The sequence below is a fragment of the Microbacterium sp. OR21 genome (assembly GCF_047306785.1).
Taxonomy (GTDB): Bacteria; Actinomycetota; Actinomycetes; order Actinomycetales; family Microbacteriaceae; genus Microbacterium; species Microbacterium esteraromaticum_E.
Window position 1 is genome coordinate 797,457 of sequence record NZ_JAZEXJ010000001.1, and the last position, 13,905, is coordinate 811,361.

The window sequence follows — 13,905 nt, forward strand, 5'->3', positions numbered from 1 at the left end:
TCGGGGGATCAGGGGTCGCGGCCGACACATACCCGACGAACATTCCGCATCAAAGGAGATCACCCATGGCACAGCGAGAGATCAGTCGCGATGTCGTCATCGTCGGCGCCGGAGCCGCCGGCACCACCGCAGCGAACGAGCTGCGCAAGGCCGGTCTGTCGGTCGTGGTCCTCGAGGCACGCGATCGCGTCGGCGGTCGGCTCTGGACCGACACGATCGACGGGGCCATGCTCGAGATCGGTGGCCAGTGGGTCTCGCCGGATCAGGATGCGCTGAAGGAGACGATCGCCGAGCTGGGCCTTGAGACCTTCGACCGCTACCGCGACGGCGACAGCGTGTACGTCGGCCCTGACGGGCAGCTGCACCGCTTCACGGGGGAGATGTTCCCCGTCTCGCCCGAGACCGAGGCGACGATCGCCGAGATCACCGAGCGACTCGACGCGATGGTCGCCGAGATCGACCCAGATCGCCCGTGGGAGCACCCGAACGCCGCGGAGTGGGACTCGGTCACGTGGGACGCCTGGCTGCGACAGCAGACAGACGACGACGAGGCAGTGCGCAACCTGGCCTTCGCCACCGGCTCCGCCATGCTCACCAAGCCCACGCACGCCTTCTCGCTGCTGCAGTCGCTGCTCATGGCGGCATCCGCCGGCTCCTACTCGAACCTCGTCGACGCCGACTTCATCCTCGACAAGCGGGTCGTGGGCGGTCTGCAGCAGGTGCCCGTGCTGCTCGCCGAGCGCCTCGGCGACGACGTCATGCTGGGCCAGCCGGTGCGCACTCTCGAGTGGTCCGAGGACGGAGTCGTGGCGCACGCCGACGGTGTGACCGTCCGCGCGAAGCACGCCATCCTGGCGCACGCCCCCGTGCTCTACGACCGCATCTCGTTCGTGCCGCCGCTGCCGCGCCGGCAGCACCAGCTGCACCAGCACCTCTCGATGGGCTTCGTGATCAAGGTGCACGCGGTGTACGACCGCCCGTTCTGGCGCGAGCAGGGCCTGAGCGGCACCGCGTTCAGCCCCTACGAGCTCTCGCACGAGGCGTACGACAACACCAACCACGGCGACGAGCGCGGCACCCTGGTCGGCTTCGTCAGCGACCAGAACGCCGACGACCTGTTCACGCTCAGCGCCGAGGAGCGCAAGGAGCGCATCCTCGAGTCGCTGTCGCACTACTACGGTCCCGAGGCGAAGAACCCCGTCGTGTACTACGAGAGCGACTGGGGCTCCGAGGAGTGGACCCGCGGCGCGTACGCGGCGAGCTTCGACATGGGCGGCCTGCACCGCTACGGCGCCGACCTGCGCGCCGCCGTCGGGCCGATCCACTTCGCCTGCAGCGACATGGCCGGCGCCGGGTATCAGCACGTCGACGGCGCGATCCGCATGGGCCGCCTCGCCGCCGCGCAGATCGTCGAGAAGGCCGGCGCCGAGGTCGCCGGAGCATGAGCGGGTCGATCGTCGTCGGGTACACCGCTACCGATGCCGGGGCCGACGCCCTCGCCCTCGGCGCGCGCCTGGCACGCAGCCTCGACGCGCAGCTCGATCTCGTTATCGTCCTGCCGCCCGAGGGCACCCGCAGCTCGGCCGTCGTGCCGCCGGAGCGCGCGTTCGAGGAGCACGTGCGCGCGCAGGCCGAGGAGTGGCTGCGAGCCGCCGCCGCTCAGGCGCCGGCAGACGTGCGCTGCATCGGTCACGTGCGCTTCAACGAGTCCTTCGCCGAGGGGATCATCGCCGCCGGCGAGGAGTTCGACGCTCGCCTCGTCGTCGTCGGCGCCGCGAACGGCACCACGCTCGGCCGCCACCGACTCGGCTCCGTGGCGTCCGAGCTGATGCACTCCTCGACGATCCCCGTCGCCCTCGCGCCCGCCGGCTCGCGCCGCAACGCCGACGCCGACATGCCGATCTCGCGGGTCACCGTCGCGGTCGGCACGCGTGCCGGAGCCGACGCGCTGCTCGAGGCCGGCGTGGGCCTCGCCACCGCCGCCCGCGGCACGCTGCGCCTCGTCTCGCTCGTGCCGTTCGACGTGCCGGCCGGGCTCGACACCGGGGCCATCAGCCTCGTGCAGAACGCGCACGGCGAGGACGTGCTCGCCCAGGTGCGCGCCGCCCTTCCCGAGGGCGTCACCGCCGAGGTCGAGCGCGCGGCGGGCGACAGCGTCGAAGACGCCGTCGCGCACCTGCCCTGGCATCCGGGCGAGGTCGTCATGGTCGGGTCCAGCCGGCTCGCCCAGCCCCGCCGTCTCTTCCTCGGCTCGACAGCGGCGAAGATGTTGCACGAGCTCCCCGTACCCATGATCGTCGTCCCGCGCACCCGTGCGGGCGCAGAAGCAGGAGAACGCTGATGTCCAGCACCGATCGGGCGATGGTGCCCGAATCCGGGGTAACGACCGGAATCTCACGCAAGGGTCTCAGCGTCGGAACGGTCGGCGTTCTCGGCGCGCTCGTGATGGGCATCTCGTGCATCGCCCCGGCTTACACCTACACCGCCGGGATCGGCGGAGCAGTGGGCGCCGTCGGGTTCCAGGTGCCCGCGATCCTGCTGCTCGGCTTCATCCCCATGCTGCTGGTCGCCTTCGGTTACCGCGAGCTCAACAAGGCGATGCCCGACTCGGGCACGAGTTTCACCTGGGCCACCCGCGCGTTCGGCCCGTACGTCGGATGGATGGCCGGGTGGGGACTGATCGTCGCGACGATCCTCGTGCTCTCGAACCTCGCCGGCATCGCCGTGGACTTCCTCTTCCTGCTGATCGCGCAGATCTCGGGCGACGAGTCCATCGCAGCCATCACCCGCAATCCGTTCGTGAACGTCGCGGTGTGCCTGATCTTCGTCGCGCTCGCCACGTGGGTGTCGTACCGTGACGTGTCGACCTCGCAGAAGCTGCAGTACGGCCTCGTCGCGTTCCAGGTCGCGATCCTCGTGCTGTTCGCCGTGATGGCCATCGTCGAGACCGTGCAGGGCGGCGCCTTCGAGGCGAACATGCCCGAACTCGCCTGGTTCAACCCGTTCGAGATCCAGGGCGGCGTGTCGATGATCGTGATGGGCCTGTCGGCCTCGGTCTTCATGTTCTGGGGGTGGGACGTCACCCTCACCATGAACGAGGAGGCGAAGGACCCCGAGCGCACCCCGGGACGAGCCGCCATGCTCACGGTGATCTCGATCATCGCGATCTATCTGCTGCTGACCATCAGCAGCCTGATGTACTCCGGCATCGGCGATGAGGGCCTGGGCCTGACGAACGAGGACATCGGCGGCAACGTGTTCTTCGCGCTGTCCGGTCCGGTGATGGGCGGTCTCGCCTTCCTGCTCTCGCTCGCCGTGCTCACCTCGTCGGCGTCGTCGCTGCAGTCGACCTTCATCTCGCCCGCCAGGACCCTGCTCGCGATGGGCCACTACGGTGCGATGCCCAAGAAGTTCGCGCGCGTGAACCCGCGATTCTTCACCCCGGGCTACGCGACGATCGCCTCCGCGTTCGTCGCCGGCGGTTTCTACGCCGTGATGCGCTTCCTCAGCGAGGACGCGCTGTGGGACACCATCCTGGCGCTGGGCATGATGATCTGCTTCTACTACGGCATCACCGCGCTGTCGTGCGTGTGGTACTTCCGCCGCCAGTGGTTCGACTCGGGCAAGGACTTCTTCTTCAAGTTCGCCAGCCCCCTCGTCGGCGGGATCATCCTGCTCGTGCTCTTCGTGATCACCGCGATCGACAGCCTCGCCCCCGACTACGGCTCGATCGCCCTCGGCGCCGACGCGAACGGCGAGGGCGGCATCGGCATCGTGTTCTTCATCGGCGTCGGCCTGCTCGTCTTCGGCGCGGTTCTGATGCTCGTGCAGAGGATCTTCGCCCCCGCCTTCTTCCGCGGTGAGACGCTGGGTGTGGACGCCCCGCCCAGCGCGCGTCGCCGCTGACCATCCATCTTCGACAGAATCGAGACGAACATGACACTCGCATCGAACGAGCAGGAGCTCCTCTCCCGCGTCCCCGGCGGCCTCTTCATCGGCGGTCAGTGGACGGATGCCGAGGAGGGGCGCACCTTCGATGTGCGCGACCCCGCGACGAACGAGGTGATTGCGTCGATCGCCGATGCGACGCCGGCCGACGGCATCCGGGCTCTCGACGCGGCCGTCGCCGCGCAGGACGATTGGGCGGCGACCGCGCCGCGCACCCGCAGCGACATCCTGCGCCGCGCCTTCGACCTCGTGCAGCAGCACAAGGAGGACCTCGCGCTGCTGATGACGCTCGAGATGGGCAAGCCGCTCGCGGAGGCCCGCGGCGAGGTCGTCTACGGCGGTGAGTTCCTGCGTTGGTTCAGCGAGGAGGCCGTGCGCATCTCCGGCCGCTACGGCAGCAACCCCGAGGGCACCGGACAGATGATCGTCTCGCAGCGCCCGGTCGGACCGTCGTTCTTCGTCACCCCGTGGAACTTCCCGTTCGCGATGGCGACCCGCAAGATCGCGCCCGCGCTCGCCGCCGGCTGCACCGTCGTCATCAAGCCACCGGCTCTGACCCCGCTGACCACCATCTTCTTCACGAAGCTGCTGGAAGAGGCGGGCCTGCCCGCCGGCGTGGTCAACGTCGTGCAGACCTCGCGCTCCGGCGCGCTGTCCGGCCCGATCATCGCCGACCCCCGGCTTCGCAAGCTGTCGTTCACCGGGTCGACCGAGGTGGGCCGCAAGCTCATCGCGCAGGCGGCCGACGGCATCCTGCGCGTGTCGATGGAGCTGGGCGGCAACGCTCCGTTCGTCGTCTTCGAGGACGCCGACCTCGATAAGGCCGTCGACGGCGCGATGGCGGCGAAGTTCCGCAACATCGGCCAGGCCTGCACCGCGGCCAACCGCTTCATCGTGCACCAGGACGTCGCCGACGAGTTCGCCCGCCGGGTCGCCGAGCGCGTGCAGGCGATGAAGATCGGACGCGGCACCGAGGACGGTGTGGCCATCGGCCCGCTGATCGACGAGGACGCCGTCGCCAAGGCGCAGGAGCTGGTCGGGGACGCCGTCGATCGCGGCGCGCGCGTGCTCGCCGGCGGCAAGGCCGTCGAAGGGACCGGCACGTTCTACGAGCCCACCGTGCTCACCGATGTCGCCGCCGGCAGCGCCATCCTGCGCGAGGAGATCTTCGGGCCGGTGCTCGCCATCGCGACCTTCGCCGACGAGGCCGAGGCCGTGCGGCTCGCGAACGACACCGAGTACGGGCTGGTCTCGTACGTGTTCACCGAGGACCTCGGCCGCGGCCACCGGATGATCGACGCCCTGGAGACGGGCATGATGGGCTTGAACGTCGGCGTCGTCTCGAATGCGGCGGCGCCCTTCGGCGGCGTCAAGCAGTCCGGTGTCGGCCGTGAGGGCGGCGCCGAGGGCATCCACGAGTACCTGTCGACCAAGTACACCCTGATCCCGAACAGCTGACCATGATGATGGGCCCCCGAGCGGTGCGACGGGGCCCATCACCGCATCCGCACTTCACGAGAGGAACCGACATGACCGACTACGCCGTCGTCAATCCCGCCACCGGTGAGACCGTCGCCAGCTACGAGACCGCCACCGACGCCCAGATCGAAGACGCGATCGCGCGCGCGGCCGCGGCCGCGAAGGTCTGGGGCGCCACGACGCCCGCCGACCGCGCCGCGGTGATCCGCCGCATCGCCGAGCTGCACCGCGAGCGCAAGGACGAGCTCGGTGCGATCATCGTGCGCGAGATGGGCAAGCCGATCGCCGCGGCGATCGGCGAGGTGGAGTTCGCCGCCGACATCGTCGAGTACTACGCCGACAACATCGACGTGATCACGGCCGACCAGCCGCTGCAGATCGTCGGCGACGGCACGGCCGTGGTGCGTCGGGCGCCACTGGGTGCGCTGCTGGGCATCATGCCGTGGAACTTCCCGGCGTACCAGGTGGCCCGCTTCGCAGCTCCCAACCTCGCGATCGGGAACACGATCATCCTCAAGCACGCCCCGCAGTGCCCGGAATCGGCGGCGGCGATCGAAGCCATCTACCGTGATGCGGGTCTGCCCGACGGTGCGTACGTGAACGTGTACGCGACCAATGAGCAGGCTGCGACCATCATCGCCGACCCGCGCGTGCACGGCGTCTCGGTGACCGGCTCCGAGCGAGCCGGTGCGGCTGTCGCCGAGATCGCAGGCCGCAACCTGAAGAAGGTCGCGCTCGAGCTCGGCGGCTCCGACCCGTTCATCGTGCTCTCGACCGACGACCTCGACTCGGTGGTGCAGCTCGCCGTCGACGCGCGCCTGGACAACAACGGGCAGTCGTGCAACGGCGCGAAGCGGTTCGTGATCGTCGACGACCTGTACGAGGAGTTCACCTCGAAGTTCACGGCCGCGCTCGCCGCCGTGAAGGCCGAGGACCCGACGCAGGAGGACACCGTACTCGGTCCGCTGTCTTCTCTGACCGCCGCGGAGCGCCTGCAGCAGCAGGTCGACACGGCCGTCGCCCAGGGCGCGACCGTGCTCACCGGAGGCACCCGCGAGGGCGCGTTCTTCGCACCGACCGTGCTCGCCGACGTGACGCCCGAGATGGACGTGTACCGCGAGGAGCTGTTCGGCCCGGCCGCGGTCGTGTACCGCGTCGCCGACGAGGATGCGGCCGTCGAGCTCGCCAACGACACCTCCTTCGGTCTGGGCTCGTACGTGTTCACCACCGACCCCGAGCAGGCCGATCGTGTCGCGAATCGCATCGAGGCGGGCATGGTGTACGTGAACATCGCGCTCGCCGACAGCCCCGAGCTGCCCTTCGGCGGCGTGAAGCGCAGCGGCACCTCTCGGGAGCTGGGCCTGCTGGCGGCCGACGAGTTCGTGAACAAGAAGCTCATCCGCACGGCGTGAGCACCTCGAGCCGATCGGCTCGGACGCGGTACGGGCGGTCTCTGCCCATACCGCGTCGTCGTCTTCGGCGATAGTCTCGGAGCAGGCGGAAGGAGCGCGTCATGACCACCGAGGATCCGGTCGTCCGGCTGAGCGAAGAGGAATGCTGGCAGCGGCTGCGCGGCTCCGAGCTGGGGCGCCTGGTGACCCGCGTGGGCGACGTGATCGACATCTTCCCGATCAACTACGTCGTCGACGGCACCTCGATCGTCTTCCGCACGGCCGAGGGCAGCAAGCTCGTCGAGCTGACCGTCAACGACGAGGTGCTCTTCGAGGTCGATGAGCACACGGATGCCGACGCCTGGAGCGTCATCGTGCGCGGCAGCGCGCACGTGCTCGACACCCTCGCTGAGCGCGAAGCGGCAGACGGCCTGGGGCTGCAGCCCTGGGTCCCCACTCTCAAGTACAACTACGTGCGCATCTCGCCGTCGTCGCTGACCGGCCGGGCGTTCCGGCGCACCGGCGAGCCCGAGCGATACGGCGTATCGGAGTACTGACCGGGCCGGCGGGCGTAGTGTCGAAGCATGACGACCGTCGCCGAGAACATGGTCCGCACGCTTCGAGTCAACGGGATCGACCGGGTCTACGGGATCCCGGGCGATTCGCTGAACGGCTTCACCGACGCGCTCCGCAAAGACGGCAGCATCCGCTGGATGCATGTGCGTCACGAGGAGTCGGCGGCGTTCGCCGCCGCCGCCGACGCGGCCCTCACCGGTGAGCTGGCGGTCGTGGCAGGCTCCTGTGGGCCGGGCAACCTGCACCTGATCAACGGACTCTACGACGCGAACCGCTCGCGCGTGCCCGTCCTCGCGATCGCGGCCCACATCCCCACGGTCGAGATCGGCACCGGGTACTTCCAGGAGACGCACCCGCAGGAGCTGTTCCGCGAGTCGAGCGTGTACGTCGAGTACGTCGCCGATCCTTCGCAGATGCCGCGACTGATGGAGATCGCCATGCGCGCCGCGATCGAGCAGCGCGGAGTCGCGGTGCTCGTCATGCCCGGCGACGTGGCCCTCGCCGAGATCGCCGACGACCGCGCCGTCGTCATCCCTCGCACGAGTCCCGTGATCACGCCCAGTCCCGCCGAGCTCGAGCAGGCGGCGGCGCTGCTCAACGGCACGCGCAAGGTCACCATCCTCGCCGGCGCCGGGGTCGAGGGTGCGCACGACGAGGTCGTCGCACTGGCCGACCGGCTCGCCGCCCCGATCGTGCACGCGCTGCGTGGCAAGGAGCACATCGAGTACGACAACCCCTTCGACGTCGGGATGACCGGTCTGCTCGGCTTCGCATCCGGGTTCCGTGCGATGGAGGCGGCCGAGGTTCTGCTCATCCTGGGCTCCGACTTCCCGTATACGCAGTTCTATCCCGAGAACGCGACGACCATCCAGGTCGACATCCGCGGCTCGCAGCTCGGTCGGCGGCACCCGCTCGACCTCGGCCTCGTCGGCGACGTGAGGGCCACGGTCGACGCGCTGCTCCCTCGGCTCGCCGAGAAGAGCGACAGATCGCACCTCGACGACGCCGTGGCCCACTACCGCAAGACCCGAGCGAAGCTCGACGAGCTCGCCGTGCCGGCTCGCGGCAGGGCGCCGATCCACCCGCAGTACCTCGCCCGGTTGATCGATGAGGCTGCGGCGTCGGATGCGATCTTCACCGCGGATGTCGGATCCCCGACCGTCTGGGCGGCGCGCTACTTCTCGATGACCGAGCGGCGGCGCCTGATCGGGTCGTTCACTCACGGGTCGATGGCGAACGCGATCATGCACGCGATCGGTGCGCAGACCGCGCGGCCCGATCAGCAGGTGATCGCGTTGGCCGGCGACGGGGGACTGGCGATGATGCTCGGCGAGCTGATCACCATCACGCAGAACCGGCTGCCGGTGAAGGTGATCGTGGTGAACAACTCGTCACTGAACTTCGTCGAGCTCGAGATGAAGGCTGCCGGGTTCGTCACCTACGGCACCGACCTGGACAACCCCGACTTCGCCGCGGTCGCGACGGCTCTCGGCATCTTCGCACGGCGCGTCGAGCGGTCGGAGGATCTGCTGGATGCGGTGGCCGAGGTGCTCGCCCACGACGGACCCGCTCTGCTGGACGTCGTCACCGAGAGGCAGGAGCTCTCGATGCCGCCGTCCGTCAGCGCGGAGCAGGTGAAGGGCTTCGCCCTGTACGCGATCCGCACCGTCATGTCGGGCCGCGGCGATGAGCTGCTCGACCTCGCGAAGGCGAACTGGCGCCAGCTCTTCTGAGCGTCGGACTATTCGTCCAGCAGGGCCCGCACCTCGGCGGCGTCACCGGTGCGCCCCAGCTTCTCCAGCACGTCGCCGAGCTCGAGCGCCGCGACCTGCCGCATCGCAGGCATTCCCGCGGCGCGATCGAGCACGCTGCGGTACAGCGCCACGGCGTCGTCGAGCCGGCCCGCATCGGTGAGGGTTCGAGCGGCGAAGAGCTCGGACCCACCTGCGGACGCGGCATCCCCGGCGTCGGCGAAGCCGTCGGCCGCGGTCAGCAGCGCCGCGACGGCCTCGTCGATCCGGTCGAACTCCACCAGCGCCCGACCGCGCGAGTCGGTGACGTCGGCGATCAGCCAGTCGGCCTCGTGCTCCACTGCGAGGGCGGCCACCTCGTCGAACAGGGCGAACGCCCGCTCGTCCCTGTCGCCCCCGTACGCCTGGCCGAGGTTGTGCAGCACTTCGACGATCGCCCCGACGGCGTCGGTGTGTCGAACCAGCTCGGCCGCCTGCTCGAGCAGGTCGCGGGCATCGGAGTTCTCGCCGAAGCGCGCGAGGATCTTCGCCTGCTCGGTGAGCACCAGGGCCCGCTCCGCCGGCTCGTCGGCCTCGGCGTGCAGCCCGGCCGCGTAGCCGTACGCACCCATGGCCTGTCCGTACTCCTCAGCCAGCGCCAGGGCGCGAGCGAGCACCGTCGCCGTCATCGCCCGCGACGCGGCAGACGCCCCGCTCTGCTCCTCACGCTGCAGCACGTCGGCCAGCAGCTCCGCAGCCTCGGCCGCGTGACCGGCCGCGAGCATCGCCCTGCCGAGCCGGAACTGCGCGCCGCTGGGGTCGGCGCCGCGCCCGTCGATCAGGCGGATGCCGGCGCGGTAGCGCGGCACGGCCCGGTCGGGAACCCCGGCATCCTCCCAGAGGGCACCGGCGAGGATCTGAACGTCGGCGAGCGCGGCTGTCGCTCCCAGCTGGGTCAGGATGCCCACTGCGGCGTCGGCATCGGCGGCACCCTGCTCGAGCCGCCCGGCCCCGCCGTGCAGTCGGGCGCGCACCTCGAGCAGACGCGCTCGCTGCCCCGGGTTCAGATCGTCGTCGTCCAGCAGGGACTCCAGCAGGTCGTGCGCCTGACCGATCTCGCCCAGCGCCGTGCACGCCATCGCTCTCAGCATGCTGCTCGCCACCACGAGCCGCGGCTCTCCTGCCTCGGCGAAGCACACGGCGGCGTGCTCGGTGAGCTCTGCGGCACCGGCGGGGTCATCGCCGCGCAGCCGCAGCGCGGCGAGTGTCAGGGCGATGTCGCCGCGCGACCAGGCCGGCAGACCGGCGGAGTCGGCCCACTCCTGCTCGAGGCCCGCGTGGTCGCCCACGTCGGCGCGGCCGTAGAGCGCGAGCCCGCGACGCGCCTCGAGATCCGCCTGCTCGTGCCACCCGGCATCTCGCAGTGCCTGGCCGCGCGCAGGCAGCAGCGCCTCCGCCTCGGTCCAGTCCTCCAGCGATGCGTGCGCGCCGATGCGCAGACCGAGCAGGCGGGCGCGCCGTGCGGCATCGGGCAGGTCGCCGACACGCGCCGCGGCGGCCAGCGCATCGCGCTCGGACCCGTAGCTCGCCAGCGCCACCGCGCGGTCGTACCAGCCGTCGGCATCCTGAGGGTCGGACGACGGCGCCTCGACGGCGAACGCGTCGGATCTCACCGGCACATCCCAGCGCTGCGCGGCCAGCGTCCGCATCCCCGCAAGGCGTCGCGCATGCCAGTCCGAGCCGTCGCGCGCGTCGAACTGCGCGCCGATGCGCTCGGCGGCGGCGAACGCGGCGGAGGCGAGATCGGATGCCGTCCACTCGCCATCCCTGGATCCGAAGAACGGCTCGAGAGCGGGAGCGTCCGCTCCGCGCACCGCCGCGTCGCCGTGCCCGACCGCGGCGACCCGATCCAGCGCGAGGGCGATCGCCGAGAGGACGGCGAAGTGTCCGTCGACGTTCAGGGGATCGTGCGCCAGCCACGGCAGATGACGCTCGACCAGCGACAGCGCCCTGGCCTCGTTCCCGGTGACCGCGGCGAAGACGATGTTGTTCGCGATGATGCCGAGGTTGTCGGGGTTGTCCTTGGCGAGCCGGTAGCTGCGCAGGTGCGCCGCGCGGGCGTCGTCGAGGCGGCCGCTGCGCAGATACGGCAGCAGCACGCGCGAGAGGGCGTGCTCGGGCTCTTCGCCGCACGAGAAGCCGCCGTCGAGCATCTCCTCGACCAGCCCGATGGCCCGCTCATCGCGATCGGTGACCGCGAAGAAGCCCGCGGCCTGGCTGCGTCCGCACGCGTCGCAGTGGCTGTAGTCGTCGCGGGGAGTGGTCTCCAGTCGCGCGCGAAGCCGCTCGGCCTCGTCGAGCCGGCCCGACGCCCAGGCGTCTTCGAAGCGCGCGGTCAGCACGCCGCTCAGGCCGATGCCCGCCCGCCGGTAGTGCTCCTCCATGTCGTCCAGCACGGCGGCGATCTGCTCGCTCGAGAAGGCAGGTGAGGCGCGCAGCGTCGCCGCCATCCACTTGAACTGCCACATCAGGTCGGCGGCGCCGTTGTCGATGTCGAGGGGGAAGCGCTGCGGATCGGCGTCGTGGTGCGCCAGGCACCAGGCGAATGAGTTCAGCATGACGTCGGTCAGCCCGCCCATGTTCGCCGAGGCGGTCTGCCGCATGCGCGCCTGGTACTCGAGCTGCTCGTCGCCGAGCTCCTGCGCCAGCGCCACCGCCTCGGCGGTGAGAGCCTGCTCGGCCGGGCCCCAGGGCGTGCGGTCGATCTCGTCGAGCAGCTGCTCGAAGCGCGTCCGATCGGTCATCAGGGCTCCTCGGTGAGGGAATCGAAGGGGAAGTCGTCGTGCACCCCGGCCGACAGGGCGACCAGATCGGTCAGCGCGGTGGTCATCAGCGCGCGGTCGGCGTCGGCGAGCGGATGATGACCGGCGAGCAGAGCCTGGATGTACAGCAGCTGGACGGTGCGCGAGAACACCGCCTCGTCACCCACGCCGGCGAGAGTGCGCACGACGCGGTTCGACCAGTTCAGGCAGAGCCGGGCACGCGGGTCGTCGTCGCCGGCAGCGCCGGCACCGGCATCGATGCTCGAGAGCACGCCGCCCCACAGGCCGCCCGCGATCCCCTTGGTGCGCCCGCGAGCGATCGCGCGCAGCACGCGCGGATCGGCGACGTACAGTCCGGTGAGCTCCGTCCGGTCGATCGCTCGGACGATCACCGCGCACCCGGAGTCAGCCAGCACCGCGCCTGCGCGCTCCTCCAGCGCGATCGCGGCCTCGCGGTCGTCGAGCGGAGGCGGGTCGAGACGGTCGAGCTCGCCCGTCACATCGATCTGCTCGACCGTGACATCCGGGAAGAGCGTGGGCAGGGCGGCGATGAGGTCGGCGTCGTACAGGTAGCCGCCGTTGACCAGCACCTCCGAGGCCGGGATGATGCCGGCCACCTGCCGGAACTCGTCGACGGTGCGCGCGTAGCGGACGTGCCGGTGTCGGTCGACCAGATCGCCGATCCGGATGCTGCCGTGCGTCGTCTCGACGGTGAGCCAGCGGGTGATGAAGCGGGCCAGATCGTCGTCGTGCCGCACCAGCGACTTCAGGCCCAGCTCGTGCACGGCGACGAACTGCGTCAGCAGGTGCGGTGCGGTGAGTCCGAGCTCGAGCACCCAGCGGCGGATGCCCGCACCGAGCTGCTCGCGCACGTGCTCGAGAGCCGCGTCCTCGACGAGGGACTCCCGGCTCGCGGTGGGGGAGAGGCCGGTCGAATCGACCACGGCGCGCACGAAGAAGGCCCACTCCGGCAGCACCTCGGATGAGCGCTCGTCGAGCAGCATCCGGCCGAGATAGGTGCGCGTCGCCTGGCGCACGTTCGGCGGCGGCGCGAACGGCAGCACGTACGCCAGACCTCGCGTGCCGGTGGCGGGTTCGGAGATCTCGATGACGTCCATCGGAGTCGCCCCGATCAGCTCGCGCCCGTAGGCGAGCGCTGCATCCGCGTCGCCCTCGCCCAGGAACGGCGCGGAGCGCGTGATCTCGACCTCTCCCCCCGGCATCGCGACGGTGACCGGCACCGGCAGGAACTCGCCGAAGTCCTGAGCCAGCTGCCTGACGGCGCCGGGTCGCAGCAGATCGGCGTGCTCGGAGCGCGGAGCGAGGTGCACGCTCGTGCCGACGGGGAGGCGCTCGTCGAGCTCGACGACCTGGAAGGTGCCGTCCGAGCTGCCCGTCCACTCGACTCCCGGTCCGCCGCGGGCGCTGCGGGAGCGGATCACGATGCGGTCCGAGACCATGAAGCAGCTGAGCAGCCCGATGCCGAACTGGCCGAGGTAGTCGCTGCGGGGCATGTCGAAGATGTCGCGCTTCGAGCTGCGGCCCACGGTCGCGAGCAGGTCGGCGACCTCGGCCGCGGTCAGGCCGACTCCGTCGTCGCACAGCACGAACTCGCCGTCGTCGCCGAGCGGGATGATCCGGATGCCCGTGCCGCCGCCGTCCACCTCGGCACGGGCGGCGATGGCATCCCGGGCGTTCTGCAGCAGCTCGCGCAGGTACACGCGCGGGCCGGAGTAGATGTGCCGGCTCAGAAGGTCGACGACTCCGCGGAGATCCACCTGGAACTGCTGCACATCCGCGCTCACTGCGCCCCTCTCGTCACCCGATCAGCGCCGGTTCCGGCCGGCCCGTCCAGTCTGCCCGAAGACGCCCGACTCACGCGGGCGTCGGGCGCGGTTCGGCCGACGGTTGCGGATGCCGTACACTTGAGGGGCAGTTGTCTGCATCCTTCACCGTGCC

9 protein-coding genes are annotated in these 13,905 nt (G+C 70.5%); 7 read left to right on the top strand and 2 right to left on the bottom strand.

From position 1 onward, the window contains the following. The first annotated feature begins 65 nt into the window (after positions 1-65). From V2S04_RS03905 to poxB, 7 genes are all read left to right on the top strand, one after another. Positions 66-1,445 carry a flavin monoamine oxidase family protein gene (locus tag V2S04_RS03905; RefSeq protein WP_413637159.1) on the top strand — a complete coding sequence of 460 codons (1,380 nt, stop codon included), beginning with the start codon at positions 66-68 and terminating at the stop codon, positions 1,443-1,445. Further along, a complete protein-coding gene (locus V2S04_RS03910; RefSeq protein ID WP_413637160.1) occupies positions 1,442-2,341 on the top strand; it encodes a universal stress protein in 900 nt (299 codons plus the stop codon). Before V2S04_RS03905 ends, V2S04_RS03910 begins: the two co-directional genes overlap by 4 nt. Continuing rightward, the gene (locus tag V2S04_RS03915; RefSeq protein ID WP_413637161.1) at positions 2,341-3,906 is read left to right on the top strand and encodes an APC family permease; all 1,566 of its coding nucleotides are present in this window, start codon (positions 2,341-2,343) and stop codon (positions 3,904-3,906) included. Before V2S04_RS03910 ends, V2S04_RS03915 begins: the two co-directional genes overlap by 1 nt. Positions 3,907-3,936: 30 nt before the next feature. Beyond that, a complete protein-coding gene (locus V2S04_RS03920; protein ID WP_413637162.1) occupies positions 3,937-5,406 on the top strand; it encodes an NAD-dependent succinate-semialdehyde dehydrogenase in 1,470 nt (489 codons plus the stop codon). Positions 5,407-5,477: 71 nt separating this feature from the next. Beyond that, positions 5,478-6,839, top strand: coding sequence for an NAD-dependent succinate-semialdehyde dehydrogenase (locus V2S04_RS03925; RefSeq protein ID WP_413637163.1), 1,362 nt, complete (start codon positions 5,478-5,480; stop codon positions 6,837-6,839). A gap of 101 nt (positions 6,840-6,940) precedes the next feature. Continuing rightward, positions 6,941-7,375: a pyridoxamine 5'-phosphate oxidase family protein gene (locus V2S04_RS03930; protein ID WP_413637164.1), complete on the top strand. Its 435-nt coding sequence runs from the start codon at positions 6,941-6,943 to the stop codon at positions 7,373-7,375. 27 nt (positions 7,376-7,402) lie between these two features. Continuing rightward, a complete protein-coding gene (gene poxB / locus V2S04_RS03935; RefSeq protein ID WP_413637165.1) occupies positions 7,403-9,127 on the top strand; it encodes a ubiquinone-dependent pyruvate dehydrogenase in 1,725 nt (574 codons plus the stop codon). An 8-nt stretch (positions 9,128-9,135) separates the two neighbouring features. Here poxB and V2S04_RS03940 read toward each other — a convergent pair whose 3' ends face one another. Then, a complete protein-coding gene (locus V2S04_RS03940; protein WP_413637166.1) occupies positions 9,136-11,928 on the bottom strand; it encodes a hypothetical protein in 2,793 nt (930 codons plus the stop codon). Further along, positions 11,928-13,751 (bottom strand): HSP90 family protein, encoded by a 1,824-nt coding sequence (locus tag V2S04_RS03945; protein ID WP_413637167.1) that lies wholly within the window; start codon positions 13,749-13,751, stop codon positions 11,928-11,930. The genes V2S04_RS03940 and V2S04_RS03945 overlap by 1 nt, the downstream gene beginning before the upstream one ends. Between the last annotated feature and the right edge of the window lie 154 nt (positions 13,752-13,905).